Below are 25,643 nucleotides of genomic sequence, written 5' to 3' on the forward strand. Positions count from 1 at the left end.
CCTGTAAATTCTGATTCAGACAAACAGCGTTAGGGATAGGAGCGGATACCAGCCAGCGCTGAACCGGTAAGATGTTGCACTTTATTTGCTGATAAATGGTTTGTGTGTAATTACAGCCTTATTCATGGTTTGCTGTATTTTATATAACCGGGTATCCATTTCAAACGTTCCTTATAACTTCGTTTACGGCCTTCTTTTAAAAGTTCTGTTTTGGCAGGGCTTAACACTTGTTTGTCTTTTTCCATGGTGCTGTCATCTCAAATTTACAACAAATCGATGTTAATCAAATCTGTGAGTAAGCCGTTGGTACCAACATGGTCGATGTTATTTTATTAACCAGCAGCGCATCGGCATATTCGGGTACGGAACTTATCTTTTTCCATTGCGGGTCGGAACCAAATGCTTTCCAGTGGGCGGCTTTTGCTTCCATGTCGTCAAACGTAACCATGTAGGTTAAGTTGGGGCGTTGGGCGCCAATCACTGTTTCTCCCCAAAACACCGGCGCGAAACCGAGGCGTTTAAAAATATCTATCTCGCCTTCATCGTTAAACATTTCTATTTTCTTTTTCCCGGCAGCTTCGCCGGCGCTTTGATATTGGCGTAACTCAAAAATCCGGGCTTCCTTCCCTGGCGCTTCCAGGTGGGGCATGTGGGCAAAGGCTTTCATTAATGAGCTTTCAATACGTTCGTAAGCAGGCGCGGTAGCTGGCGCGTTTAAGTATAATGAAGCTTTGGTTTGGTAGCTTTGATCTTTTTCAAGGGCGTCAGTAACGTTACTGTAGTGAGCCAGGCTGTTATATTGGATCAGTACATATAGTTGGGTTTGCCTGGCTGGGTTCATTTCAGTAAAAACGCCTATATGTTTTACGCCGAGGCGGTTCATGGCTGGGATAGCGGCATCTTTCCAGTAATCTTCTACCAGTTTTTGCTGAATTGCATTGGTAAGGCTATATACCCTTAATTCGTAATATTCGGCAGGTGGGATGCTTGCTTCTTTAGCGTGGCTCATGGCTGGTAATATGCTTGCGGTTACACCGGTTAATACAGACGATTTTATAAACGAACGGCGTTTCATAAATTGGCTTTGATTTTTTTGGTTGTACTAAGATACTCTTTATATAACTATTCAGGCGATTGGCGTATGGTTTACGCTACAAAATTGTTCAGCGTGATCAGGTTGGTTAGCGCATCGCCCAGGGTATTGTTAAAATAAGTATAAACGGTTTTACCCTCATCCAGCCACTCATTTATATAGCTTGCATATTCAGCAAGTACTTCATCTGCGTAGCTGCCCCGGTAACCGCCTTCCGGGCCGTGAAAGCGTAAGTAAGCGAAATCAGCCAGCGGTTCCATCAGGGGAGTAGCTGAAGTCTTCATATCATGGGTAACCATGCCCACAGCAAATTTTTGCAACATACGGTAAGTTTGTTCATTATACCACGACATATGCCTGAACTCGACCGCGATATGCAATTGCCATAGAGGATCATGCCTGCGAATATTGTCCAGTAACAATTCTAATTGCCTGAAGCTGTCAAAGCGGATACTTGCCGGGAATTGGATCAATAAACATCCTTTTTTAGTACACGCATTAATCACTTCAAAAAAGCGTTGTACATCGGCAGGTTTAAACGCTAAACCCTTATTATGGGTGATTTCTTTCCACATTTTAAAAGTAAAGCGGAAGCCTGCAGGAACTTCTTCCGCCCACCTGGCTACTGTTTTGCTTAAAGGGAGCTTATAGAAGGTGCTGTTGATCTCCACGCTGTTAAATAGCGAGCCGTAGTAACAAAGGCGGCTTTTATGCTGATAAGCTTCAGGAAAAGCCAGCTTATTTGGCACCGGCAACACAACATTGCTGGTGCCCGAATAATATTCGCTTCGCATTTGTTACGATAATCCGGTCAGCGCCTCACCGGCGTCTGTGGAACCAGCGTTAGCTTCTGTAATTTTACTGAGGTTATATCGCATCTGGCCGCCATGTTCTTCACCTTTAAGCAGGCCTTTATCGTACAGGTCGGCCAAAACGGTTTTGGTGATCGCCTTAAGCTGTTCGTTGGTTAAGCCGGGTTGCAGTGTTTCCAGTTTCTTGATTACATCCTCTGCCGAGCCTTCGCCGAGTTGGGCCAGCGCGAAAACTATTTTATTTTGCTGCGTATCCCGGATCTCAAAATGGGCAGGGATATATAAAGGTTTATATTCTTCACGAAATTCATCATCAGTTAGTGCCATGGTTGTATGTTTTTATAAATCTGTAGGTTAACAAGTGGGGTGGGAAAGGGTTTTTATTGCAGGGGCTCGGTTCAAAAAATAAACGCGGACTAACCAGCCCGCGTTTACCATTCTATCACGAATTTATTGTACGCTATTAAACGGTTGATGGACTGCGGATAATGCCCAGTAAAAAGGATATTACCGCTATTACTAATAATGTATGGATTAAACCGGTTGCCGAATAGGCAAATACACTGATCGCCCAGCCGATAATGAGGATGACTGCGATGATATACAATAATGATCTCATAGTAGTATGTATTTAGTTTGTTGTTACAAATACTTTAAAAACCGTGCCATAATTCGATATTGGATAAAATAATTATTTCCTGAAGAAAATTATTTAATTAATAGAAAGCATAGATCTCGGCATCGGACTTGCTATATCATCATCTTATCTCAGCTATTTATGAAGCCGTTTTTCATTGATCTCCCATCACAGGGCCTGCATTTAATTATTCTGCCTGAAACCGAACCCCGCATGGACGGGCATCCTGTTATTACCTATAGTTACCATATTTTTCGGCGCGGAAATTTTTCATCGGATGGCAGTCGTGGTTTGGAAAGCCCGATTTTGCTAATGAAGAAAGAAGATGATCCCAACTACCTGGGGCATATCAATTATGAGCAACCCGGAATAATCTTCAATTACATTGCCGACGGCGCGGAAGTTTTATCGCGTACGGAAGTAGAAGCTGTAATAGATGAGATCAACAGGTATAGGAAGTTGCCCCGGTTATGGTTATAATAAGCACATAAAAGGGGCCGGTTTGCCGAGGCCCCTGTTTAAATAGAATGCATTACTTTGTTGGCGGTACCAACTGCATAAAGGTTACGATGCTGCTGGCCTCGTACGATTGGATATCGCCGGAAGGCGTACTAACCGAGTAATTACGGTAAGTAAGGTTGCGCGAATCGCGGTTGTTCCAGCCGGTAATAACATTGGTCCGGATCCAGCTCAGGTATTGGCTTTGACCGCCATCGTTAATAAGCTGCATCATATATTGCGCGAAAATAGCTTTAAGTACGCCCTGCTCATTAAAGTCGCCTTCGGCAGGTAGGATTTGGTTGGTGCACATGTTGTTTTTTACATAACCGGCGTATAGTTTGGCGTCGTTAAGGTAAGCCGCATCGTTGGTTTGCCTGTACAATGCCATGGCCGCGCCAATGGCCGTGCCCGAATTATAAGTATAATCCTGGCCACCAGCAGGGTTGTTGCCTATCTTATTATCGTTTACTTTTCCGGACGCATCAACCAAATTGGTTTTCGACCAGCTATAAACCGATCTCGCTTTGTCCAGGTATGATACATCTTTAGTGATATTATACAACTTCATAGCTGCTATTACCGTTGGGAAATTAATACACGCGTTTTTGCCGCTATGCCTAAAATCCCAAAACATGCCGCCGTTTACAGGATCGTACGATCCGTTCCAGACCCGCTCAAAGCCCGATTTTGCTTTTTCAAGGTAAGTAGCATTGCCGGTGAGCTGGTTGGCCCGCGCCAAAGCTATTACCCACCACATCATATCATCGTAAATAAACCAAACGGTGGTATTGTTCCAATTATAACCGTCGTAATGGTTGTAATTACCCTGGTAAATATCGGCAATGCGGGTTAGCTGGGCGGGGGCTTTGGTTCGTTCGTAAACGTTCATGGCCATGTCCCAATAAATAGCTTGTGTCCATATTGCGGCAACTCCATCTTTTTTTGTTGTGCTGAAATAAAGCTTATTGTTGGTGTCGTAAAAAGCGTTGTTAAAGGCAGCGTAGGCAAGGTCGGCATCGGCGCTGCTAAAGCCGGGCACATCATTGGTTTCAGTGGTATCGGTTTTGGTCGGCGTAAGATCCTTCCCTTTACTGCAACTCGCTATCGTAATGAAAACGCCGAGCGCTAAAGTGTAGCATGTTTTTTTCATAATGGTAAATGCAGGTTGCTATAAGCGATTTAATTAAAGCAATAGAGTAGGGGGTATTTTAATTATTGGTTTCTTTGATTGCCGCCGCAATGATAATGGAAAAAACAGGGGCTTGTGTATGTTTTGAGCATGAAAAAGTTATTAACCCTTTTCTTAACCTTGTTTTTAACTCGGATGATATTGATTGAATAATATATAAGTTTTCTTTCGCGATATAATTCGCTGTTTTACAGTGACTCATTTTGAAAATTAGCTGTCGGTGGCTTTTGGGCATATGAAGATTTAATGAATGTTTGTAACGTTAAAGTTGCGGTTTATAAAATAATTGTTAACTTAGTTCCATAAAAAGTGAGCGCCTTGCTCACGATTTGTGATAAGGTTTAGGTTTAAATCCCCACGCAGCGAGTGCTGTGGGGATTTTATTTTTTAGGGACGATACGAATCGAAGTAATCCCGCTAATTGCCGGAACTAAATAAATGAGCCTCACTTTCGCCAAAAAAACATACGTAGGTGTGAAGTTTCCCGTTAATTATAACGCCGGTAAGCTAATGCCTGATATCAATGTTTCTTTTTGCTGACGGATTTTGCCAGTGCAATTAAATTTTTTTGAGCCTTGATATTGGCTTGTTTAACCTGAGCCATCAGGGTATCCAGGTATTTGTATTGTGGCGAACCAAAATCAAAGGTGCCTCCAACAGGGCATTTGCCCTTAGGGCACATCGACCAGTCTAATTCTGTAAAGCTTTTATTGTTTTCGTAGCAAATTACAGTGAATGCGTCGCGTAATTCTGCCTTAAGATCAAAGGTGCCGGGTTTTGCCTTTTTGTTTTTGGGTTTGGATATTTTAACAGCAAATAGCTGTTGGGAAAGGCGTACTTCGCGTTGTTTCTCAGTTGAATCGCGGTTTAAATTTCTATTTATGGATGCCTGCGCGGTATTGTTCTTGAACAGGAAAACTGATGTTAACAACAGTAGGGGATTGTTTTTGTGATATGTTTCATGGGTAATAGATTTATAAGTTGAAACTAAGGTATTCATTTAGAATAGAAGTGAGCGCGGCGCTCAAAATTTGTGATAAGGTTTAGGTTTTAATCCCGTGCGGCAAGTACTTTGGGTCAACTTTGGTTACCCTCGTAATTCCAACTCCCGCACGCGGATTTGAATTTAAAGCTACTCTATGGTAACGGAAAATTTGAAGGTAGCCTGTACTTTCTTGCCGGGTTCATACTCGTAAACAAGTGCCTGCGAAATATCGAAATGATCATTTTTACTTACGTGATTCGGAAACTGGCCGATATCGAAAGTCAGCTTTGCCGCGTCCATTTCAGAAAATACCTTCGCATCATTACCCCAGTTAATTACGTTCCCCGCCGCATTAAACCAATGCCCGTAACCGTTAGCGGTGGTTTGGGCATTTAAATTGCCATTACTTTCAACCGCGTAAAACTTAACAACTTTACTGTCTAAACCTTCGGTAATTTGTTTGGGCGTAAGTGTTAAGGCCTGGGTTAGTTGTTCAAGATCTACAGTAACAGTACTCCGGCTGTAGTTTACGGCATCAAAAGGCACTTTAACGTTGATATTGAATGTGATGTCTTTAGGCTTGGTACCCGGTTCAACAGTAAAATCGTTAAATAACGTTGTGTTGGTAAACTTTACTTTATAGGGCCATTGCTCGTCATTTGTATTGTCGTCGTCCCAGGCATGTTGTGCATAAGTTGAGGGCGCACCCGTTACTACAAACCAAATTTTACTGCAATTAGCAGGTACTGTAAATGCCGACTGGCCGGTGATCCCTTTTGACATCGGGCTGTAAACCCTGGTGCCATTGTTAAGCAACGCTACGTAACCATAACGCCAGCCCGCTACAGAAGCATCAACATGATTATAGCCACTTGCATTGGGCAGGCCTGTAAATTGCGCGTTAATTACTGTACCGCTTGCAGGCACTTTCAGTGGCACAATATTGTAGCCGGTTGTGCCGGGGCAACGGGTATATTTAACCTGGAAGCTTCCGTCAGATAGTTTATCAAATTCGTAAGGTTGTCGGCCGATATAATTAGCACCGAGGTCTCTTAGCGCATCCAGGTCCCAGGTAACAAATTTGGCAGCTCCATCATAAATTTCATCATTTAATTGTTCTGTGTTAATCCCGGTAATGCGCATGTAGGCTTGTATAGGGTCTTCGGGTTTTAAGGCCTGTCGCCATATTTTCCCGATAATGTCTATACCATGTTTTGAAGCCCAATAGTAGTGGATAAAATAACTGGCGTATCGCATATCTTCATGATTGATATGCCGGTGACAGTTATCCAGGTACACCCCAAAATCATAAGTGGTAAACACCTCCGAAGGATAGCTTTGAAACGATTGCCATTGTGCCGTTTGTTCCCAAAACGCGTTGCCGGGTTTATCGCCAAATCCATACCTGAAGCCGCTTGAGCCGCCTTCATCACAAAATATCTGGTACTGAAAACAATGTCCTATTTCATGGGCTAAAACGGAACCTACAGGTTTCACTGCCGCAGGGCTGATCCATAACGCGCCGATCACATCGTCGTAACCGGCGCCTGTTGCGCGCCATTGGTCTTCATAGTAAAGGAAGATCAGCATTTTATATTTGGCAAGATTTGATTTCCCTTTCTCTACATCGGCAAACTTCAGCGTATTGATGTTCATCTGATAAAACAATTCCGCTTTTTGCAGCAGGTCGTCAATATCAACGCGGTACTGGCTGGGTACCTTGGCCGAATTTGGTGAATCGGATCCGTACTTTAAATCCCAGAACACTATAAAATGCTCAGACTGTTTGCTGTGCCGGTAGTTCCAGGTGCTGGTAGAGTCGTTGAAATTTAATTGCTTAAATTCTTTTGGGATATATATCGATAGGCTGTCTTGTTTATTGATAACCGGTGGCACTTTGGTGGGTTCTTCAAGGTTCGCTTTTTTTGAGCAACCTGCGATAACGGATAGCAAGGGGATGATGAACCACATCAATGCCCTGATGTTTAAGGTATTGATATACCGGGTACGTAAAGTTTTTTTCATAATGTACAATGAGTTGATGATAAAAGTTAACTGCTGCTGAGGATTCAACTAATCAAATTTCAACCATTTCAATAGCACATTAATTCATGATATTATCCCATTGGTATTACATCTTAACAAAAAAAGCATCGGTGCGGTAACAGCCGGATAAAAAAAGCAATCTGGTTGCTGGCTACATATATCTGATGGGGAAGGTATATTTAATAAACGGAGCCTCTTCTAATTTAATGAAGTAGCTAAATATCTTGTTTACAGAGCCGTTCTCGTATCATATTTTTTTACGACTCCGGCGCTGCTCCGTTCGTTTTAAAGTCCCGGTGTACCGGGTTTTCTGTTATATTTGGTAATTATTTTATTGATTTTATTGATATAACTCATGTCAAGAAAAGCTGTTACCTATTCCCATCACATAAATAAGCTTTTCAAAGGCTTTTATTTACAATCAGCAACATTAGTGCTGCTTCTTTTACAAGTGCTCACCGCAACGGCGCAGGCAAACAACGCCCCCGTTGAAGTATTGATTCCCCATCGCCCAACGGCTGTTAAAGGTAGTGATAACCGGTTTCATTTGGCTTACGAACTTCATATTACAAACTTTTATCAGTCAAGCGGCCCGTTAACGCTGAAAAGTCTCTCTGTTTTTGGTGATAAATTTACGCTGCCTATTGCCACCTTTTCTAAGGCCGGTTTATTGACTTTACTCAATGCACAGGAAGTGCCGGATAAAGGAAAAGACGTGATCATAGCCGCGGGCCGACGCAAAATTCTTTTTGTGTGGCTTACACTTCCATCGGGAGCTGTACCGCCGCAAAGCCTTCACCATAAAATTACTTTCACCGACAAAAAAAAGGCACAATACCAGGTTACAGGCGCTGTTACACCGGTAGATCAAAAAAAGTTGTGGGTGTTTGGGCCGCCTGTTCGTGGGCATAGTTGGTTTATAGGTGAAGGGCCGGGCAATCCCAAATCACATCATTGGGGCAGCCTGCTTGCGCAGAATGGTACGGTGACTATTCCGCAGCGTTACGCTATCGATTTTTTCGGACTTAACGATGCCGGTCACGCCGTAGAAACTCAGCCCGGTAAATTGAATCAGACGGCTAACAAACAATGGACCGGATTTGGCAGCGAAGTGCTTGCCGTGCATGACGCTGTTGTACGCGACATGCGCGACAGCATAGCAGACCATGCGCCATTAGCTCCTTTGCCCGAGCCAAAAGAAATTACCGCCCGTGGTGTTTATGGAAACTTTATTGTATTGGAGATAGCGCCGGGTGTTTTTGTGCATTATGCACACCTTCAGCACGGGAGCGTTAAAGTGCATATTGGCCAACATGTGAAGCTCGGCGATGTCATCGCCCGCTTAGGGGATTCAGGAAACGCCGGGGCGGCACACTTACACTTTCATGTTTCTGATAAACCTACATTCGAGTTTTCTGAAGGGATGCCTTTTGTGTTTTCAACCATTGGGCTGCTTGGAAAAAGCAACGAAGCAAACATGCTCGACCCGACTTCAAAGTTCAAGGCGCAAACAGTAAAACAAAATAACGTGCTGCCTCTTTTTGGCGATGTGGTGCGTTTTGATTTTTAGTAATATATGGTTTTTTCAAAATCTAATCGCTAAACATGTTTAATTCATTATAAACTATGGATCTTGTTGTTAAAGCACTCATAGGCCTGGTAGCCTTTATTCATTGTTATATATTATGGTTGGAAATGTTTGCCTGGACAACCCGCGGTCCCAAGGCATTCAACAAATCACTGCAGGAACTGGAAAACAGCAAAGTTTTAGCGGCTAACCAGGGTTTATACAACGGATTTTTAGCAGCGGGCCTTATCTGGACATTCTTTATCACCGACGAAAAATGGCATAACTATGTGGCGCTGTTTTTCATGAGTTGTGTGGCCGTAGCCGGTATTTACGGGGCATTTACGGTTACCAAAAAGATACTCTATATACAGGCCCTGCCTGCATTACTGGCTATTGTATTGATTCTGGTGAGGTAAGCGTAATAATCAATCAGTCCATGCTATCTTTTAACTGGCTTGAGTATGCAGTGTAAGCTGAAAGTGCGGCGTACCCGTGACTTTCTATACAAATAGAATCACTTTTTACCCTTTAAAAGTTTTTCAAGCATTGTCTTCCCGTTTTCGTTATAAGGATTTAACTCTATAGATTTTTTGTAATTAAATATGGCGAGTGAAGTATTACCGGATTTCATATACGCCTCTGCCAGACTATCGTAAGCATTATAAGAATTTGGATGTGCTTTTACATTTTCAACAAATAGTCCAATGGCATTTTTTATATGTCCGGAATTCAGTTGGTTATAACCGCAATTATTAACGAAGTCTTCTGTTGCGGTTATGCTATATCCAAATTCGTCAGACAATATTTTGAAGTGTTGAAGAATATCCTGGTAAGTAATGCTTGTAATTTTGTAATAGTCTATGAACCAATCTTTATAAATAAATTTAAGTCCGTCGAATAGGCTCTTATAGGGAGCAGAAAAATGGTTCTCATCGTCGTATTTTTTGTATGCCACATCCAACCATTTTGGCGCAAATTGCTTCAATCCGGATGTCAATAAATCAACTTTCTGCGTATTTTCATTACCGATTGCTATAAATAACTTGCCATTATATGGGTGCGAAGATTTTATGAACGATTGAAGATTAAATAGCATTCTGTCATTAACTCCGTTAATTGCGGGGCTTGTTAAAATCATCGCCGGAAACAAGTTTGGCATTTGCTCTTTAGCGTACAATGCAAACAAACCACCTAAAGAATGTCCAGCCAATATTCGGTAGGGCTGTACCCTATAATGCGTATCAATATATGGAGTCACTTCATCTGCTATATATCTCAAAAACCTCCCGGCTCCTGTATTGGTTGTTGTTTGAGAGCTATCAACCGTCCCATTAGCTTTTTTTTTATAGACAGGAGTAAAATCTCTGCCACGATCAACATTCACTACTCCAACGACGATCATTTCAGGCATTCTATTGCGGTCATATCCTGCGAGAAAATCTACCGCTTCAGAGGCGTAATTAAAGTGATTACCTGCATCAAGGACATATAATACAGGATAAAAATCTGATGTATTAGTGTAGTTAGCTGGAAGATGTATCCAAATCGTTCTATCTTCAGACATGACTTTTGAATGCAATAATATTGCTTCTTCGTTGTGGATAGGTAAAGAGTCAATCTGGGCGGTAACTACCTTGGGTAATGAAATAAGTATAAATAATAAAATTAAGGACGAATTGAAATAGTAAACATATCTACTAAGCTTTGCTCTTTTGTTCATGGCATAAAGTTAATATTCAATATTTCCATTATATGAGTAACATCTCAATTCGGGTGAATTTTCCTTAACTGGCGTGAGATGCAGCGTAAGCCAAAAGCGCGGCGTACCCGTGACTTTCCATAGTGCCAATTAATTTAATAAGACGCGAGTAGGCCGATCACAGCCCGGTGCTTCATACACTCGCGCCTGTTGGTGCTTTATAAACTCCCCCTTTCAGGGGGCCGGGGGGCCTAATCCTCCGGCTTCTCTTTTGCATCCGCCATCCTTACAATTCTCGGCTGAAAGCTGGCCAGTACATCAACCAGCTCATGCTGGGCGGCCATAACGGTGTGGATGTCTTTGTAAACCATCGGCGCTTCGTCAAGATCTGAACCCACAAGGGTTATTTTTTTGTTCAGCAGCTCGGCGTTTACCAAATCGCGTTTAATGGTTTTGAAGGCAGTTGTCCGGCTCATTAAACGGCCCGCGCCGTGCGATGCCGAGTTGATGGAAGCCGCGGCACCTTTACCGCGTACCACAAAGCCAGGTGTGCTCATGCTTCCCGGTATAATGCCCAATACGCCCTCGCCGGCAGGGGTAGCGCCTTTACGGTGTACCATTACTTCGGTACCGTCGGCCAGTTGCTCTTTCCAGGCAAAGTTATGGTGATTTTCAATCATAGCTACCGGTTTAAGGTTCAGCGCGCGGGCTATTTTGTTATGAATTTCATGGTGGTTGGCGCTGGCATAATCGCCGGCCAGGTTCATGGCAATCCAGTATTCCTGTCCTTCGTCGTTATCTAAATTTAACCAGGCCAAATGTTTGGCTTCCTGCGGTAACCTGGTTTTATTCATAGCTATCTTTGAGTAATGATCGGCTATATTGCCCCCAAAGCCGCGCGAACCAGAATGCGAAAGCAGCGCCAGGTATGTACCGGCCGGTATACCTTGCAACATGGCATCGGCCACTGTAAGCTCTCCCCACTCAACAAAGTGGTTACCGGTGCCCGAGGTACCCAATTGCGCGTATGCCTTATCTTTCAGGTTGCGGATCACCTTGGTTTCGCTCCATACCGGGCGGTCAAACAGCGAAGTGTCGAAATGAGTGTTGGTTACGCCGCCAATGCCAAAATGGGTATGGTTAAGTAATAAACCTCTAAGCATATCGGTTTCGGTATCTATGGTGCTTGCAGGCATATCAAAAATACTCAGGCACATACGGCAGGCAATATCCACCCCAACCGCAAAGGGGATAATGGTATTGGCGGTAGTGGCCAGCACGCCGCCAATAGGCAAACCATAGCCCTGGTGGGCATCGGGCATTAAGGCCCCCGCTACCGAGATGGGCAGTTTTACAGCGGTTTTCATTTGGGCAAGGGTGCCAACCTCAATCTGTTCGATACCATAAACCGGGAAATCTGCAATTTCCTGTTTAAGGGCGAAGGTGTTGCGCGGCTGTTTTATGAACTTGCCCTCCCTGCGCAGGTTGATCACCGCTTCGGCAAGGTTTTTAAATTTACCGCCTGTTTTCAAGGCGTAAGGCATTGGGTCGTCAATAAGCGCTTCAAGGTTGGCCAGGATCTGTTGCTTATCCATTACGCCGTGTTTTAACAACCCGTTTGCTACGCGGCTAAAGCTTTCTAATATGGTTACATCGTTAACGCCCAGGGCGGTAAGCTCGTTGTTGCTGATTTTTATTTTTTGCATAACCTGAATTTTTTAACTCCCCGCCGCAGTTCGGCGGGGAGGCATCTTTGTTCAATAAAACCCGTTACCGGCCTTGTTGATGATACAAAGTAAAAGCGCATCTGCGCAATGTATTTGCGTAGTGAAAATTATTTTTATAATATTATCGAAAAAATGCTTTTCTGTATTTTAATTATTACTCGTCATTGCGAGGTACGAAGCAATCGCGAACTATACAGGTCGGCCATGCTGCCGTGCAATTGCTTCGTACCTCGCAATGACGGATGGGGAATACATCCGAAATCAAAATATCATGCCCGTAAACCGCAACGCCCTGATCCGTTACCGCACTATTGATAGTTGCCTGCAAAACCGCCGCAGGCTATGGACGCTTGACGATTTGATAGATGCCTGTTCTGAAGCCCTGTACGAATACCAGGGAATTGACAGCGGGGTAAGCCGCCGCACCGTACAGGCCGATATCGAGATGATGCGCAGTAATAAACTGGGTTACGAAGCGCCTATTATTGTGGTTGATAAAAAGTATTATACTTATGCGGATAAGGGCTACAGTATTACCAATATCCCTATCAATAACCAGGATTTGCAGGTGCTTGGCGAAGTAGCCGGCCTTTTACAACAATTTAAAGGCTTTAGCCATTTTGCCGACATCAGCGAAATGGTAACCCGGCTGGAGGACAAGATATACAGCCAGAAAACACATAGCGTGCCCGTGGTTGATTTTGAGAAGAATGATAACCTGAAAGGCCTGGAATGGATAGAAATAATTCGAAAGGGTATTGTGGCTAAACGTACCATGTGTATTACCTATCAATCGTTTAAGGCGCGTGAGGCCAGTTCTTTTTGTTTCAGCGGGTATTTGCTTAAGGAGTACCGGAACCGCTGGTTTGTACTTGGAGTGGCCCATGTGCGCAACAAACCGCTGCTTACGCTTGCGTTAGACAGGATCCAGGCGGTAGAGATGCATGATGATGATTATATAGAGAATACAAGCATCGACCTCGCTACTTATTATAATGATGTGTTAGGGGTAACCAAATCGCCGGGGCAGCGCGATACCACTATCATTTTCTGGGTAGATAAGGCCAACGCCCCATATGTAATTACTAAACCTTTACATCACACCCAGAAACTTTTACGCGAAGAAGCCGAAGGCCTGTTGTTCAGCATAAAAGTGATTATGAATTTTGAACTGGAACGCGAACTGCTGGGTTTTGGGGCGAAGCTGAAGGTGATCAGTCCGCGCATATTGGTAAAGCAGATTAAGCAGCAACTTCAAAAAACGCTTGCACATTACGTAACCGACAGCCCCATACCGCATGGCAAAAACCTGAGTAATTTGCTCAACGAATAATATCAGTGGCATTGATGCCCCCAATTTAATAGCTTTAAGGCATGAATTTAACTGAAAAAGAAACCACAAACCTTAGCAAATTTTTAAGCCTTGTATTGCGCCACCAACCCGAGGCCATAGGCATTAAACTTGATGAACAAGGCTGGGTGCCGGTTGATGAACTGCTGGATAAATTAAATAAAAGCGGGCATGCCGTTAATTGGGAAATATTACAGCACGTAGTTGATACCAATGCCAAAAAACGTTTTGCTTTTGATCATGAAAAACTCAGGATCCGCGCAAGCCAGGGCCACTCGGTAGCGGTGGAACTGGGTTACGAACCGCAAACACCGCCAGAAATATTATATCACGGCACCGGGAGCCAATCTGTTGAAAGTATTTTACAGTCGGGCCTCGAGAAACGCGCCAGGCAGCATGTACACCTGAGCGCCGATACCGATACCGCCGCAAAAGTTGGCGGCAGGCACGGCAAACCGGTTGTTTTGACAATTAAAGCCGGAGAGATGCACCGGCTGGGTTATCAGTTTTACCTGTCAGAAAATAAGGTATGGCTTACAGACGCGGTACCGGCACAGTTTATCAGCGTAAAATAAAAATTGACTTTGGTACTAAAACGGTCGAAACTTTATTTTTGATAATACTTGTATTGAATGTATCATACGTGTTACATTAGGGGAAATTATAGACTGAAATGCCAAAGCACATCCTGATTATTTACGTATTGGTAGCCTGTTGTGTAGCAGGTATTATGATTAATGCATTTGTAAAATGCCGTTTAAGCAAAAGAACTTCCGAACGCAGCGAACTTAAGTCGGCGCGCGACTAAAAGAATTATAAGCCCGGCTGCCTGTTGCGCCGGGCTTATAATTCTTTTAGTCACACTCCTCATTTGCCCGTAGAGGTGCTGTGCGTTTGGTAAATGGCTAAAAACCGTCAAATACAAAGCTTCCTTTATCCAGTGGTTTGCGGGGCAGCATGTCGGCGCGGATGCTGGCCTGGTACACAAACGAGGCTACGATAATGGCGGCCTGTTTCAGGTCGTCAATCTGCAGGTGATCGTAATCGTCCATATTACTGTGATGGGTTCGTGTTTCATAATCAATAGGGTCCTGCACAAACTGAAAACCGGGGATGCCCGCCCAATCAAACGAGAGATGATCGGTTGAGCCTGTGTTGGATAGGGTTACGGTCTTGGCGCCCAAATCATGAAATGGTTTAAACCATTGTTCAAATATCGGTTTCACGGCCTGGTTGCTTTGGGCGTATATCCCCCTGATCTTTCCGGTGCCGTTATCCAGGTTAAAATAGGCCGATACCTTAGCTTGCTCCGGTTTTATCTTTTCGCCCTCGCGGTAGTGTTTTTTGATGTAACCGAACGATCCTAACAACCCCTGCTCCTCGCCGCCCCAAAGCGCTATACGGATGGTACGTTTAGGTTTAAGCCCCAGCGAATCTAACAGGCGCACGGCTTCCAGCATCACTATACAGCCCGCGCCGTTATCGGTAGCGCCGGTGGCGGCCTGCCACGAATCGAGATGGCCGCCCAGCATAACCAGTTGCGATTTTAGCTTAGGGTCGGTGCCCGGAATTTCGCCCACAACATTGTAGCCGTTGGTATCATCGATTGAGAATTTGCCGTTAACATTTAATGAAAGCTCAACTTTTTGCCCCGAGGCTACAAGGCGTTTAATTTTCTGCGCATCTTCCATGGCCATGCTGATCTGTGGAACCGTTTCAGGATCGTTTAGGTGATATCCGTAATTACCCTGCACAAAAACGGCGCCGTTCACGTTACCGCGCCCTGTGTTGATAAAGGCCAGCGCGCCTGCTTTTTTAAAGATCAGGTCAGACGTTTTAAAAATTTTAATGTAGTTCTGGTACATGCTGATCATCCCGGCAGGCACCATGTAGCTATCCTTCAGGTTGGCCAACGCGGTATCTGCCAGCCGCTCGGCCGAAGGTTCGAAATTGGCTTTTGTGCCCGGCGGGTTCCCTGCAACCATTACAAACTTACCTTTAAAATCGGCGGCGTGGCCGGCAAGGTAGGTGGTATCCATAATTTGGGCGGGGCCAAGTACCACAACACCACCGGTCACGGTACCATTGGTATTGGCGCTCCAGGGGTTGGGGTAGGCCCTGATCTGCGCGGCATAGGGCGCGCGCATCATGATGCTGAAATCCTGTATCTCCCAGCGTTTGCCGAAGGTTCCCCAGCTTTCGGTGGCGGCGTTTGCTAATCCCCATTTTTTCATGGTTTCTACCGCCCATTTAGCCGCCCTGTCGTATCCCGGCGAGTTACTTAAACGAGGCCCGGAAACATCGGTAATGTAATGTGCTATCTGCGGAATCTGCGAGCTGTTCAATTCTGCCCTGCGGATACGACCAAACACGGCGGTATCTACATTTTCAGTTTGCTGTGCAAAGCTGCTTAAGCCGCCAAGCAATAAAGCGGCGGTTAAAGTAGGTTTTAAGAAATTCATAGTGAGGGTTTTATGCAGAAATATAATCAAAATAATCAATAATGCAATAGCCCGAAAAGTGATGATTTAAAAACTGATTGTATTAAGATGCTTTGTGTTGATAATGTGCATTTATTTAACAAGCTTTGATTTAAATCAAAATCATCAATACCATCAGCGTGAAAACAACTGTACTTATCTCCCGCGTTTTACTCGGCGTTATCTACCTCATATTCGGGCTCGATTATTTTTTCAAGTTTATACCGTATCAACCCTTACATCCCGGTAAAACAGGTGCGTTTGTGGCCGGGTTAAAGGGAGTAGGTTACTTTTATCCCATGATCAAGTCCATCCAGATAGCAGGAGGCCTATCACTTATGTTTAACCGTTACGCTCCTTTCGCGGCGGTGGTACTTTTTCCAATCAGTTTAAACGTGCTGTTATTTCATACCATCCTGGTGCCGTCGGGCTGGTTAATGGGCGTTACCCTAATGGTACCCAATGTGCTTTTGGGTTTTGGCTACCGGAAATACTACAAACCGATGTTTACCATGAAGGCATCCGTTTAAGCAAAAATTATATGACGTAAGCAATGTTTACCGCCGGTAAACTGTAATTTTTATGTAATAAACATAAAACCTTTAAGATAAATTATGGAAAATAAAGATTAAGCGTTAATTTTACACAATGATTAGTGGGCGTTCCCAAAACGCTCATTGATTTGTGATAAGGTTTAGGTTTAAAGCCCCATGCAGCGAGTGCTATGGGGCTTTTATTTTTCGCAGCTTCGTAGCAATAGTTGTTTAGTACCATCAATAGCCTGAAAAGCACCATGCCTTACTGCTGTTAACCGGTTAATTTTGATTTCAAAACCCAATCAAAATGAATATCACAACCGCTGTCACAAACCACAACAAAATACCGCTGAGGAGCATGTTGGCTTATACCCTGATATTCCTGATGATTGGTGCTTCCGTTGTGCTCCACAACCGGGAGATGATATTGCCCGAGGTGGCCGCGCTTGCTGTTGGTGGACTTATTTACCGCAATCCCGGCTGGTTATCAAGGCCGTTTCATATTTTTCTGCTTCCGTCATTAACGGCAACAGGCGGTTTTCTGATCAATAACGCGGAGTTTCCGCTTGCAGCGAAACTGATCTTGGCGGTAGCTTTTGTATTGCTAACCCTTTTGCTTTTTAAAAGCACACTGGCCCCTGCACTGGCTACCGGTTTGCTGCCGGTTATAACAAATATTACCTCGGTATATTTTATTTACGCTATAGCCACCTTCACCGCGCTGCTTGCAGCATCTATGTATGCCAAACCCGGAGCATCAGGCATGCACTCAGTTTCAAAGCGAAGGCATCAGGATAATATCCTGTACTTTGGTTTGATATCGGCCTGGATATTAATCTGTGCTCAAAACGGGTGGATGCATATGGCGGCCATGCCCCCGGTGTTGGTTGTTGGGTTTGAATCTGTACATAAGGAGGATTATCAGTTTGCAGTGTTTTATAAACAGGTGTTATGCCTGTTCATTGCAGCTTTTACAGGTGTTTTAAGCCTGTATTATTTGCATAACCTGCTGCTTTCAGCAGTTATTGATCTTATTGCTGTAACTTTTTTACTGCGCCTGGTTAAGTTTAAGTTTCCGCCGGCTTATGCTATGGCTTTACTGCCAATGGTGTTGCCGGGCGCATCGCCTAAATATTTTTACTGGCAGGTGCTGGTGACGGCCGCTGTTGTTTTAGGCGGAATATATTCTTATAAAAACCTTAGGCTTAACAGGCAATTCAAATTAGTATTTGCAAGGGTTAATGGTAGGCGTAAACAAGGCTGATTTTTAGTGAACTAAGCCTGATTAAGCGGCTCATGGTGTTTATTACCTGATTTGTAATTCAGCACAATCTGCAAGCGTTCGCCTACAGCGAAATATTGATACTTTTTATTGCAACTATTTATTATCTTGTAACATCTATATAAATATGAAATCTGTTATCGTATTGATCGGGATGTTTTCGGGGTACCTTGCCTATCATTTAAAACCTGCATCCTATGAAGAAGGTAGCTGCATCACCAGCGATATCCCTCATTTTTGGGAGGCGGTTGATGCTTTGAAAGAAGCTAAAAGCACGGAAGACAGTACCCGGATTGTTCAGGCTGTTTATCTGGACAGGATGAGTAAGGAAGGGAGAAAGTTTTTACAGATCCGCAGATATACCGCGCCCGAATATGTGCGCACCATCCTTAAATATCCCAGGTACCTGCGGCAGTTGCGTAGTAAAACTGAAAACCTTTCGGCTAATGTGGCTGCCATCAACCAAATGTTTCAAAAAATGAAAGATGCCATTCCGGGATACCGGGTACCGAAGGTATGTTTCGCTATAGGCTGCATCAGGGGAGGCGGAACGGTTGATAACAATGTGGTCCTCCTGGGCGCGGAGATCGCGCTTGCCGATTCTGCTATGGATTTTTCTGAGTTTAAAGCAGGCGCTGTACGCGATGTATTATCGAAAGGAATAAACCTGATTGCCTTGGTAGCTCATGAAAGTATACACTGCCAGCAACACCATGCCAAAACCAGGAACTTATTATCCGTATCTATAAAGGAAGGAGCCGCGGAGTTTCTGCCGGCGCTGGTTTTAAAAAATGGCTGGTCGACAGCCCCTGTTGAGTATGGTTTGGCTCATGAATGTGAACTGTGGAAATCCTTCGAGCCCAACATAAAGAGTGACGATTTTTCACAATGGCTTTTCAACGCCGGAAGCATACAAGGAAAACCTGCCGATCTGGGATACTTTGTCGGGCTTAGGATTTGCGAAGCCTATTACAACAAGCAGACAGATAAACAGCAAGCCATAAAAAATATGCTTGATTTAAGTAAGTACATGGAAATTACAGCGCAAAGCGGGTATGACGGCGGATGCAAATAGATATATTAAATTTTATATCATTTTTGCGCTCTTGGGAGGTGGGATAGTGCGGGCGTAACCTTATTGCTTTGAAGCAACCTTTAGTACAGAATTTCGACCCTCACTGCATATCCGCGCAGGTTTACGCTACTGGGTACGTAAATCGTAGACCGGCTGATGTTCAATTTATGTGCTTATTTAATAATATATTATCTTTGGGGTGTTTGAATATCAACAGACGAAGAAGTAAATATTAGCCGAAACCTTTTTTTATTTTGATTCGTAAATGTTTTTAAATTTAAATAATGCCCTTAAGAGAACTGGAACGAATTGCAGCTGTAAATCGCTTCCTTAAACTGGAAATCAGTAAAGATAAGGAGCTGCAGGGAATAGTAGAACTGGCAGCCAGGATTTGCGGTACGCCTACCGCATTGATTACGCTTATTGATGAAAATACACAGTACATTAAATTTAAAATAGGCTTCAGATACGAAACCACCACAAGGGCCGAAGCTTTTTGTAACCATGTAATTGAGAATGACGGGGTGATGATGGTGCCCGACGCCCTGTTAGATGAACGTTTTGCAACAAATCCCCTCGTAACCGGCGACCCGAAAATTCGTTTTTACGCAGGTTCGCCCTTAACTACCAAAGACGGGCTTAACCTGGGTAGCCTGTGTGTGATTGACCGGCAGCCGAGGGATTTGAATGAACTGCAACAGCAGATGCTCTCCGCCTTATCCAGGCAGGCTATCCAGCTTTTAGAATTTGATAGCAGCATTGAAATTTTAAAAGATCAGTTTATCGCCGCCAAACGGTCGGAGATCGAACTGCGGTCGTTTTTTGAAAGTTCTATTGATTGTCACCTCTTACTCGGAAAAAACTTCGAGATACTTGCCTTTAACAAATCGCTCGAACGGTTAATCTACCGCACTTACAACCAAACCCTGGTAAGGGGCGGCGACATGCACAATTATCTTGCCCCACAATTGAAAAGATGTTTTTACGACAATTACCTTAAAGCATTGCGGGGCACCGCTGTATTTGAGGAACGTAAAATTGACCATAGCGCCCAACAAACCTATTGGGTTGTTAAATACGAGCCGGCGTTTAATCCCCAGGGTGAAATTATCGGGGTTTCGGTGAATGCCACCGATGTAACCGCCCGGGTGAAACACGAGGAAACTGTAACCGCACAAAACCAGTCGCTAAGGGAAATCGCGTTCATCCAATCGCATGAACTGCGCAGACCGGTAGCCTCTATTATGGGCTTAATGGAATTATTAAAAACCGATGAGCGCGTTACCGGTATAGAAGAATTACAACTCATGGAAAAAGCGGTACAGGAATTAGATGAAAAAATCCATTTGGTGGTAAGCTACACCACCGAACCTCCACCCCAGTAAAGCATTTGAATTTTTTAAAGTAACCGCAAGGCCGGGTTTTTGCCCTGTGTTGGTTTAGACAGGGCAAAAACTAAAACCTAACGTTCTGTTTTATGAATAAATATTAATAAAATAATATTTGAATTGGGTTAATAAACAATTAGCTTTATACAGCTAAACACTTACACTTAACTCATTTAAAAATGGTGACTGTTACAATTACAGGAGGCCCGTCGGTACAAGTTCCATGGCAGGCTAATATGAACGGCCAAGCCGCCATCGAAGCTGCATACAACGCCCTATCTGCACAAAAAAGCTTTACTTTCCTTTTACAGTACTACGGAAGCCAGTTGGGTTACCTGGTAGATATGATTAACGGCACCTACGATTCGTTCGTATCTACTTATGAGCCCTACTTCTTCTGGGATTTCATCGTTAACGGCATATCTTCTGATACCGGTATCGACAATACCTGGATTAATGACGGCGATGTTATCACATTTACTTATACCACTTATAATGCCGAAACACACGCAGCTACCACCCTCGGCCAAAAGTTTGCGGCTAAATCTGCATGATAGCATAATTCTTTTTGGGGTTTTAGCGATAATCCCTCATTAAGGAATTTGCATGGGTTCAGCCAAAATTTCTCCGGCTAAATTTACCCTGTAGCAGATTTAATGCTGCCTGCCTTTATCATAAAGTTGTAGCTTTATGATATGAAACCACAAATACTTTGTTTCTGCTTATTACTAAGCCTGCTGCGCCCTGCACAAGCGCAGCAGCAAACCGGCATCCGCTTTTTAGGCGGAAGCTGGAAACAACTGCTGGCTGCTGCCCAGGCCAAAAAACAACCCATTTTTGTAGATGTATACACCGATTGGTGCGGCCCCTGCAAACGGATGGAGAAGGAGGTTTTCCCCCTGCCCGAAGTGGGTAAGTTTTACAACGATAATTTTATCTGCTACCGCCTTAATGCCGAAAAAGGGGAGGGTCCCGGCATTGCCAAAGCTTTTGGCGTAAGTGCCTATCCCACATGGCTTTACCTTGACCAGAAGGGCGTATTGCGCAGCAAACGTACCGACTATATGCCTGCCGCCGAATTTATAGCGGCGGCAAAAGCAGCCTTGGGTAACGATAGCACATCGTTAAGGTTGGCGGCTTTAGATGCCAGGTTTGCCGTCGGCGAACGGAGCAGACCATTTTTTCATACCTACCTGGAAGCACGAACGGCCGTACAGCTGGATAATGCCAAAATACTGAACGCCTACGTAGCTACCCTGAAAAAGCAAGACCTGAACGCCGCGGAGCTTCGGTTTTTGCTGAATAATTGCGGGCGAACATGGTCGGCAGCGGTGCCGTTGATTGCGGGTAACCTGCAGGTGTTTGATAACGCCGAACAAAAACAGGTCGCCAACAGCCTGTTTGAAAATACCTTGTACTTTGCCTGGGGCGATGCTGCCAAAGCCGGCGACCGGCAAACAGCCCTGCAGGCCATGACTATTGAAGAAAAACTTCACCCATTACTAACCGAAGCTGCCCAGTTAACTGCCGACCATGCCGCGCTTTATCACTCGCGTAAACTGCAACTTGCCGATGGGCTAAAAAAAGCAGGCTACCGTTTAGCGGTGAAACAGATGGCGGTTGATACCACCCTGGCCCGCCAAAAAGATAAGGAGCTGTTTGATAAAGTAATGGCCCCGTTTTTAAGCGGACAGCAGGACAGTACCAAAATACCGGGCTTTGCCGAAGAAAAACTTTTGGCTGCCAGGCAATATTCGGGCAATGTGGCTACGCTTTTGTATGAGGTTGCAGACGCTTTCAGGGAGTTATTGCCGGGGGATGATGCCGCGCAAAAGGATGCAGCGAAATGGGCGGAGCGGGCTTATTTGCTGGTGCCTAATGAGCATACCAAGGCTTTGGTGGGGAAGTTGAAGGGGAAATAAAGTTTTCGCATCCTGTGGCCGATAACTGCCAATTACTGTATCATCTTCCGGTTTGAGGATGGAAATATTCACGACGTTGATTATATCGACTATCATTAAAAGGAAAGCATTATGTTGAAACGCAAATTACCACCCAATCATCCCGGTTTCATTTTAAAGGAAATGTTTATTGAGGAACGGGACTTAACCATTACCGAAGTAGCTAAAGGCCTGGGAATGGCCCGTGCTAACCTCTCGGCTATTGTTAACGGTCATACAGGAATCAGTCCGGAGCTTGCCATCAAGTTATCTGTGGCATTTGGCAATACACCGCAATTTTGGGTTAATCTTCAAAATAATTATGAGTTGTGGCATGCTGAGCAAAAGGTTGACCGTACGAGTATTCAGCATTTTTATAAGAAGAGTGCTTGAAACGTTTGTATGGTCAAGCTAAAAGCTTGAAAAAGTTTAGATCGAAGTTACGCTGCGCTGAACCCGCGTTAGCGAAACGATCTGCAGTAGATTTTATTTAAGTCTCTCCATGTACTTAGCTATTTCCGCTTCGGTAGTATCATCGCTTTTGCTCAAGGTAGTAATGATATTCTTGCGCTCAATTTCGCTGCGGTTTTGACTAAGCTTTTGTTTTCCCTGCAAATCGTTCACTACAATCTCGAAAGCCACAATGCCTTTCATCATCCGTTGTTTATATTCATCGGGCAAGCCGTTCCATTGGCTTAAATACTCCGCTTCGTAATTGCTGATCATTCGGGCTAATAACTCCGCGGTTTGCTCACCTTCAGGCAGTATCGTTGCTTTGCCATACGCATGTACGGCTATATAATTCCAGGTGGGTACGTTGGTTTCCTTTTCGTAATGCTTAGGGGAGATGTAAGCATGAGGCTCGGTAAATATCACCAGCACATCTTTCCCGATAATCTCCGTTGCCTGCGGGTTTGCCCTGGCAAAGTGTGATGCGAGGATGATCTGCCGATCGCGTTTTATTACCAAAAAGGGGAGGTGCGTGGCAAAAGGTACATCATCGGTAGCTGTAACCAGAGTAGCGAAGCTGTATCGCTGCATAAAGCTGATAGCTTCCTGCTCATCAGTTAACTGAAAATGTTTAGGCGTGTACATGGGAAAAGAGCGTTAAGAGGACAAGAGACAAGAACCAGGACTGATAAATCCCGGTTCCCGCTGAATATGAAAGATTACAAACTTTCCAGCATCTGTTTTAACACAGCCTGCGCCGCCCATACACGGTTACCGGCTTCATGAACCACAACCGAGTTTGGCCCGTCGAGGATCTCGTCAGACAGTTCCAGGTTACGGCGAACCGGCAGGCAGTGCATTACTTTGGCATTGTTGGTTAATTCCAGCTTTTTATTGGTAAGCATCCATTCTTCGTTTTTACCCAGTATATTGCCGTAAGGTTCATAAGCCGACCAGTTTTTTACGTAAACAAAGTCCGCGCCTGCCAAAGCTTCATCCTGGTTATAAGTGATGTTTGCGCCTTGTGTAAAACCGGCACAAAGCTCGTAGCCTTTGGGTTGAACAATGGTAAAATCAACATCCGCTTTACACATCCACTCCGAAAATGAATTTGGAACCGCTTGTGGCAATGGTTTGATATGCGGGGCCCAGGTTAAAACTACTTTAGGGTGGGCGCTTGTTTTGAGCTCTTCAATGGTAACCAAATCGGCTAAGCTTTGCAGCGGGTGGCGGGTAGCTGATTCCAGACTCACAACCGGCACTTTGCAAAACTCAACAAACTTGTTAAAGATCATCTCGCTATAATCCTCTTCGCGGTTACGCAGGCCCGGGAACGAGCGCACGCCAATAATATCGGCATACTGGCCCATAACGCCCGCAGCTTCGCGGATGTGCTCAACGGTGGTACCATCCATAATTACGCCGTCGCGCAGTTCAAGTGCCCAGCCTTCTTTATCAATGTTAAGCACCATTACATTCATGCCCAGGTTAATGGCTGCCTTTTGGGTGCTCATGCGGGTACGCAGGCTTGGGTTTAAAAATACCAGGGCCAGCGTTTTATTTTTACCCAATTGCTGGTGGGCAAAAGGATCCTGTTTAAGTGCCAGCGCCTCTTTTACAAGCGCGTTAACATCGGCCACATCATTAACGGAAGAGAATAGTTTCATGAACTTTTACAATTACGGGGTGAGTTGTTCTGCTATTTATTTTCAAATGTCCCCCAAAGGGGGACATTTAGAGGGGGCTCTTTATTGATTTAAAACTGATACAAAAGCTTCCAGGAACCTGTCGGCATTGGCTTTAGTTAAGTTTAATGCAGGTAAAAGCCTGATCACGTTTGGTTTGGCTTCGCCGGTGAAGATATGGTGCTTATTCAGCAATTCTTTACGGGCATGTGCCAGTTCTTCGGGCAATTCGATACCGATCATCAAGCCACGGCCACGAACTTCTTTCACCTGCTCAAGTTTTTTCAACTCGGCAATGAGGTAACTGCCAATTTCGGCTGCGTTTTGCATCAGGTTGTCCTGTTCCATTACTTCAAGCACGGCTAAACCTGCGGCGCAAGCCAGGTGGTTACCGCCAAAGGTGGTGCCTAACATGCCGTAGGCAGGCTGTATTTTAGGCGAAATAATGATACCGCCAACAGGGAAGCCATTGCCCATACCTTTAGCCATGCTATAAATATCGGCGTTAATGCCTGCAAAATCATGCGAGAAAAATTTACCTGTACGGCCATAACCGCATTGTACCGAATCGGCAATAAATACGGCATTGTATTCGTCGCATAGCGAACGGATTTTTTGCAGGAAGGCTTCAGGAGCAACCTGGATGCCGCCAACACCCTGTATGCCTTCAATAATTACCGAAGAAACCTCATTGTCTTTAAAAGCCTGCTCTAAAGCGGCTTCATCGGCCCAAGGCAAAAAGATCACATTATCTGTTTCGTTAACCGGGGCCACAATTTTAGGGTTGTCGGTAGCGGCAACAGCTAACGAGGTACGGCCGTGGAACGACTTTTTGAAAGCGATAACCTTTTTCTTTCCGTTATAAAAAGAAGCGAGTTTCAGGGCATTCTCATTGGCTTCGGCGCCAGAGTTGCACAAAAACAACTGGTAATCATCCTTGCCCGATACTTTACCTAACTTTTGAGCCAGTTCTTTTTGAATTGGGATCTCGATAGAATTGGAGTAGAAGCCGATCTGGTGCAACTGATCTTCCAAACGCTTTACATAATGCGGATTGGTATGGCCAATGGAGATAACGGCATGACCGCCGTAGAGGTCAAGATATTCAGTTCCTTGAGCATCATACACAAGGCTGCCATTGCCCCGTGTAATGTTTATATTGTTTATTGGATAAACGTCGAATAATTTCATATTATT

At 44.4% G+C, this 25,643-nt stretch carries 27 protein-coding genes; 13 read left to right on the forward strand and 14 right to left on the reverse strand.

The window, feature by feature from the left end; genetic code table 11:
• Positions 1-122: 122 nt before the first annotated feature.
• From LX99_RS26230 to LX99_RS05800, 5 genes are all read right to left on the reverse strand, one after another.
• Entirely contained in the window at positions 123-245 is a 123-nt protein-coding gene (locus LX99_RS26230; RefSeq protein WP_281270922.1) for a hypothetical protein, read from the reverse strand.
• Positions 246-283: 38 nt separating this feature from the next.
• Positions 284-1,075, reverse strand: a complete 792-nt coding sequence (locus LX99_RS05785) for an NIPSNAP family protein (protein ID WP_109607017.1) — start codon at positions 1,073-1,075, stop codon at positions 284-286.
• A gap of 71 nt (positions 1,076-1,146) precedes the next feature.
• On the reverse strand, positions 1,147-1,887 hold the full coding sequence (locus tag LX99_RS05790; RefSeq protein ID WP_109607018.1) for a DUF72 domain-containing protein: 741 nt from the start codon (positions 1,885-1,887) through the stop codon (positions 1,147-1,149).
• Positions 1,888-1,890: 3 nt separating this feature from the next.
• Positions 1,891-2,232: a hypothetical protein gene (locus LX99_RS05795; RefSeq protein WP_022832653.1), complete on the reverse strand. Its 342-nt coding sequence runs from the start codon at positions 2,230-2,232 to the stop codon at positions 1,891-1,893.
• A 136-nt stretch (positions 2,233-2,368) separates the two neighbouring features.
• A complete protein-coding gene (locus LX99_RS05800) occupies positions 2,369-2,524 on the reverse strand; it encodes a lmo0937 family membrane protein (protein ID WP_022832652.1) in 156 nt (51 codons plus the stop codon).
• Positions 2,525-2,683: 159 nt separating this feature from the next.
• On the opposite strand from LX99_RS05800, the gene LX99_RS05805 reads away from it, so the two are divergent.
• Positions 2,684-3,022, forward strand: a complete 339-nt coding sequence (locus tag LX99_RS05805) for a hypothetical protein (RefSeq protein WP_022831205.1) — start codon at positions 2,684-2,686, stop codon at positions 3,020-3,022.
• Positions 3,023-3,074: 52 nt separating this feature from the next.
• Here LX99_RS05805 and LX99_RS05810 read toward each other — a convergent pair whose 3' ends face one another.
• The 3 genes from LX99_RS05810 to LX99_RS05820 form a co-directional block, all read right to left on the reverse strand.
• On the reverse strand, positions 3,075-4,193 hold the full coding sequence (locus LX99_RS05810; protein WP_109607019.1) for a glycoside hydrolase family 76 protein: 1,119 nt from the start codon (positions 4,191-4,193) through the stop codon (positions 3,075-3,077).
• Positions 4,194-4,752: 559 nt separating this feature from the next.
• Complete coding sequence (locus tag LX99_RS05815) at positions 4,753-5,232, reverse strand: hypothetical protein (RefSeq protein WP_109607020.1); 480 nt, start codon at positions 5,230-5,232, stop codon at positions 4,753-4,755.
• 132 nt (positions 5,233-5,364) lie between these two features.
• Positions 5,365-7,242 carry a DUF4859 domain-containing protein gene (locus tag LX99_RS05820; RefSeq protein ID WP_245927857.1) on the reverse strand — a complete coding sequence of 626 codons (1,878 nt, stop codon included), beginning with the start codon at positions 7,240-7,242 and terminating at the stop codon, positions 5,365-5,367.
• A gap of 376 nt (positions 7,243-7,618) precedes the next feature.
• On the opposite strand from LX99_RS05820, the gene LX99_RS05825 reads away from it, so the two are divergent.
• Together LX99_RS05825 and LX99_RS05830 are read left to right on the forward strand one after the other, a co-directional pair.
• Positions 7,619-8,833, forward strand: coding sequence for a M23 family metallopeptidase (locus tag LX99_RS05825; RefSeq protein WP_109607021.1), 1,215 nt, complete (start codon positions 7,619-7,621; stop codon positions 8,831-8,833).
• 56 nt (positions 8,834-8,889) lie between these two features.
• Positions 8,890-9,249, forward strand: coding sequence for a DUF1304 domain-containing protein (locus LX99_RS05830; RefSeq protein ID WP_022831200.1), 360 nt, complete (start codon positions 8,890-8,892; stop codon positions 9,247-9,249).
• Between the two features lie 98 nt (positions 9,250-9,347).
• Here LX99_RS05830 and LX99_RS05835 read toward each other — a convergent pair whose 3' ends face one another.
• Positions 9,348-10,553: an alpha/beta hydrolase-fold protein gene (locus LX99_RS05835; RefSeq protein ID WP_109607022.1), complete on the reverse strand. Its 1,206-nt coding sequence runs from the start codon at positions 10,551-10,553 to the stop codon at positions 9,348-9,350.
• A 230-nt stretch (positions 10,554-10,783) separates the two neighbouring features.
• Entirely contained in the window at positions 10,784-12,238 is a 1,455-nt protein-coding gene (locus LX99_RS05840) for an RtcB family protein (RefSeq protein WP_109607023.1), read from the reverse strand.
• Between the two features lie 292 nt (positions 12,239-12,530).
• Between LX99_RS05840 and LX99_RS05845 the strand changes: the two genes are divergently transcribed.
• From LX99_RS05845 to LX99_RS26235, 3 genes are all read left to right on the forward strand, one after another.
• A complete protein-coding gene (locus tag LX99_RS05845) occupies positions 12,531-13,592 on the forward strand; it encodes a helix-turn-helix transcriptional regulator (RefSeq protein ID WP_109607575.1) in 1,062 nt (353 codons plus the stop codon).
• 41 nt (positions 13,593-13,633) lie between these two features.
• Positions 13,634-14,185, forward strand: coding sequence for an RNA 2'-phosphotransferase (locus LX99_RS05850; protein WP_022831195.1), 552 nt, complete (start codon positions 13,634-13,636; stop codon positions 14,183-14,185).
• 98 nt (positions 14,186-14,283) lie between these two features.
• Positions 14,284-14,418, forward strand: a complete 135-nt coding sequence (locus LX99_RS26235; protein WP_022831194.1) for a hypothetical protein — start codon at positions 14,284-14,286, stop codon at positions 14,416-14,418.
• Positions 14,419-14,515: 97 nt separating this feature from the next.
• Here LX99_RS26235 and LX99_RS05855 read toward each other — a convergent pair whose 3' ends face one another.
• Complete coding sequence (locus LX99_RS05855; protein ID WP_109607024.1) at positions 14,516-16,072, reverse strand: M20/M25/M40 family metallo-hydrolase; 1,557 nt, start codon at positions 16,070-16,072, stop codon at positions 14,516-14,518.
• A 158-nt stretch (positions 16,073-16,230) separates the two neighbouring features.
• Between LX99_RS05855 and LX99_RS05860 the strand changes: the two genes are divergently transcribed.
• The 7 genes from LX99_RS05860 to LX99_RS05890 all read left to right on the forward strand — a co-directional run bounded on the left by LX99_RS05860 (position 16,231) and on the right by LX99_RS05890 (position 22,704).
• On the forward strand, positions 16,231-16,620 hold the full coding sequence (locus tag LX99_RS05860; RefSeq protein WP_170122642.1) for a DoxX family membrane protein: 390 nt from the start codon (positions 16,231-16,233) through the stop codon (positions 16,618-16,620).
• Positions 16,621-16,933: 313 nt separating this feature from the next.
• Complete coding sequence (locus LX99_RS05865) at positions 16,934-17,890, forward strand: HPP family protein (RefSeq protein WP_109607026.1); 957 nt, start codon at positions 16,934-16,936, stop codon at positions 17,888-17,890.
• 145 nt (positions 17,891-18,035) lie between these two features.
• The gene (locus LX99_RS05870; protein ID WP_109607027.1) at positions 18,036-18,983 is read left to right on the forward strand and encodes a gliding motility protein GldB-related protein; all 948 of its coding nucleotides are present in this window, start codon (positions 18,036-18,038) and stop codon (positions 18,981-18,983) included.
• Between the two features lie 284 nt (positions 18,984-19,267).
• Complete coding sequence (locus LX99_RS05875; protein ID WP_109607028.1) at positions 19,268-20,368, forward strand: GAF domain-containing protein; 1,101 nt, start codon at positions 19,268-19,270, stop codon at positions 20,366-20,368.
• Between the two features lie 182 nt (positions 20,369-20,550).
• Positions 20,551-20,925, forward strand: coding sequence for a DUF4430 domain-containing protein (locus LX99_RS05880; RefSeq protein WP_109607029.1), 375 nt, complete (start codon positions 20,551-20,553; stop codon positions 20,923-20,925).
• A gap of 141 nt (positions 20,926-21,066) precedes the next feature.
• Positions 21,067-22,293, forward strand: a complete 1,227-nt coding sequence (locus LX99_RS05885) for a thioredoxin family protein (RefSeq protein WP_109607030.1) — start codon at positions 21,067-21,069, stop codon at positions 22,291-22,293.
• A 111-nt stretch (positions 22,294-22,404) separates the two neighbouring features.
• Positions 22,405-22,704 (forward strand): HigA family addiction module antitoxin, encoded by a 300-nt coding sequence (locus LX99_RS05890; protein WP_109607031.1) that lies wholly within the window; start codon positions 22,405-22,407, stop codon positions 22,702-22,704.
• Between the two features lie 93 nt (positions 22,705-22,797).
• On the opposite strand, the gene LX99_RS05895 is transcribed toward LX99_RS05890, so the two are convergent.
• The 3 genes from LX99_RS05895 to LX99_RS05905 all read right to left on the reverse strand — a co-directional run bounded on the left by LX99_RS05895 (position 22,798) and on the right by LX99_RS05905 (position 25,637).
• Complete coding sequence (locus LX99_RS05895) at positions 22,798-23,406, reverse strand: FMN-binding negative transcriptional regulator (protein WP_109607032.1); 609 nt, start codon at positions 23,404-23,406, stop codon at positions 22,798-22,800.
• Between the two features lie 74 nt (positions 23,407-23,480).
• The gene (locus LX99_RS05900; protein ID WP_109607033.1) at positions 23,481-24,428 is read right to left on the reverse strand and encodes an N-acetylornithine carbamoyltransferase; all 948 of its coding nucleotides are present in this window, start codon (positions 24,426-24,428) and stop codon (positions 23,481-23,483) included.
• Between the two features lie 81 nt (positions 24,429-24,509).
• Positions 24,510-25,637 carry an aspartate aminotransferase family protein gene (locus LX99_RS05905; RefSeq protein ID WP_109607034.1) on the reverse strand — a complete coding sequence of 376 codons (1,128 nt, stop codon included), beginning with the start codon at positions 25,635-25,637 and terminating at the stop codon, positions 24,510-24,512.
• Positions 25,638-25,643 lie beyond the last annotated feature (6 nt).

Source organism: Mucilaginibacter oryzae, assembly GCF_003148845.1.
In the GTDB taxonomy this organism is placed as follows: domain Bacteria; phylum Bacteroidota; class Bacteroidia; order Sphingobacteriales; family Sphingobacteriaceae; genus Mucilaginibacter; species Mucilaginibacter oryzae.

Bases quoted from the DNA above. Each gene is read 5' to 3' on its own strand.
- LX99_RS26230 (WP_281270922.1), bottom strand. From the start codon at position 245: ATGGAAAAAGACAAACAAGTGTTAAGCCCTGCCAAAACAGAACTTTTA.
- LX99_RS05785 (WP_109607017.1), bottom strand. From the start codon at position 1,075: ATGAAACGCCGTTCGTTTATAAAATCGTCTGTATTAACCGGTGTAACC.
- LX99_RS05790 (WP_109607018.1), bottom strand. From the start codon at position 1,887: ATGCGAAGCGAATATTATTCGGGCACCAGCAATGTTGTGTTGCCGGTG.
- LX99_RS05795 (WP_022832653.1), bottom strand. From the start codon at position 2,232: ATGGCACTAACTGATGATGAATTTCGTGAAGAATATAAACCTTTATAT.
- LX99_RS05800 (WP_022832652.1), bottom strand. From the start codon at position 2,524: ATGAGATCATTATTGTATATCATCGCAGTCATCCTCATTATCGGCTGG.
- LX99_RS05805 (WP_022831205.1), top strand. From the start codon at position 2,684: ATGAAGCCGTTTTTCATTGATCTCCCATCACAGGGCCTGCATTTAATT.
- LX99_RS05810 (WP_109607019.1), bottom strand. From the start codon at position 4,193: ATGAAAAAAACATGCTACACTTTAGCGCTCGGCGTTTTCATTACGATA.
- LX99_RS05815 (WP_109607020.1), bottom strand. From the start codon at position 5,232: ATGAATACCTTAGTTTCAACTTATAAATCTATTACCCATGAAACATAT.
- LX99_RS05820 (WP_245927857.1), bottom strand. From the start codon at position 7,242: ATGAAAAAAACTTTACGTACCCGGTATATCAATACCTTAAACATCAGG.
- LX99_RS05825 (WP_109607021.1), top strand. From the start codon at position 7,619: ATGTCAAGAAAAGCTGTTACCTATTCCCATCACATAAATAAGCTTTTC.
- LX99_RS05830 (WP_022831200.1), top strand. From the start codon at position 8,890: ATGGATCTTGTTGTTAAAGCACTCATAGGCCTGGTAGCCTTTATTCAT.
- LX99_RS05835 (WP_109607022.1), bottom strand. From the start codon at position 10,553: ATGAACAAAAGAGCAAAGCTTAGTAGATATGTTTACTATTTCAATTCG.
- LX99_RS05840 (WP_109607023.1), bottom strand. From the start codon at position 12,238: ATGCAAAAAATAAAAATCAGCAACAACGAGCTTACCGCCCTGGGCGTT.
- LX99_RS05845 (WP_109607575.1), top strand. From the start codon at position 12,531: ATGCCCGTAAACCGCAACGCCCTGATCCGTTACCGCACTATTGATAGT.
- LX99_RS05850 (WP_022831195.1), top strand. From the start codon at position 13,634: ATGAATTTAACTGAAAAAGAAACCACAAACCTTAGCAAATTTTTAAGC.
- LX99_RS26235 (WP_022831194.1), top strand. From the start codon at position 14,284: ATGCCAAAGCACATCCTGATTATTTACGTATTGGTAGCCTGTTGTGTA.
- LX99_RS05855 (WP_109607024.1), bottom strand. From the start codon at position 16,072: ATGAATTTCTTAAAACCTACTTTAACCGCCGCTTTATTGCTTGGCGGC.
- LX99_RS05865 (WP_109607026.1), top strand. From the start codon at position 16,934: ATGAATATCACAACCGCTGTCACAAACCACAACAAAATACCGCTGAGG.
- LX99_RS05870 (WP_109607027.1), top strand. From the start codon at position 18,036: ATGAAATCTGTTATCGTATTGATCGGGATGTTTTCGGGGTACCTTGCC.
- LX99_RS05875 (WP_109607028.1), top strand. From the start codon at position 19,268: ATGCCCTTAAGAGAACTGGAACGAATTGCAGCTGTAAATCGCTTCCTT.
- LX99_RS05880 (WP_109607029.1), top strand. From the start codon at position 20,551: ATGGTGACTGTTACAATTACAGGAGGCCCGTCGGTACAAGTTCCATGG.
- LX99_RS05885 (WP_109607030.1), top strand. From the start codon at position 21,067: ATGAAACCACAAATACTTTGTTTCTGCTTATTACTAAGCCTGCTGCGC.
- LX99_RS05890 (WP_109607031.1), top strand. From the start codon at position 22,405: ATGTTGAAACGCAAATTACCACCCAATCATCCCGGTTTCATTTTAAAG.
- LX99_RS05895 (WP_109607032.1), bottom strand. From the start codon at position 23,406: ATGTACACGCCTAAACATTTTCAGTTAACTGATGAGCAGGAAGCTATC.
- LX99_RS05900 (WP_109607033.1), bottom strand. From the start codon at position 24,428: ATGAAACTATTCTCTTCCGTTAATGATGTGGCCGATGTTAACGCGCTT.
- LX99_RS05905 (WP_109607034.1), bottom strand. From the start codon at position 25,637: ATGAAATTATTCGACGTTTATCCAATAAACAATATAAACATTACACGG.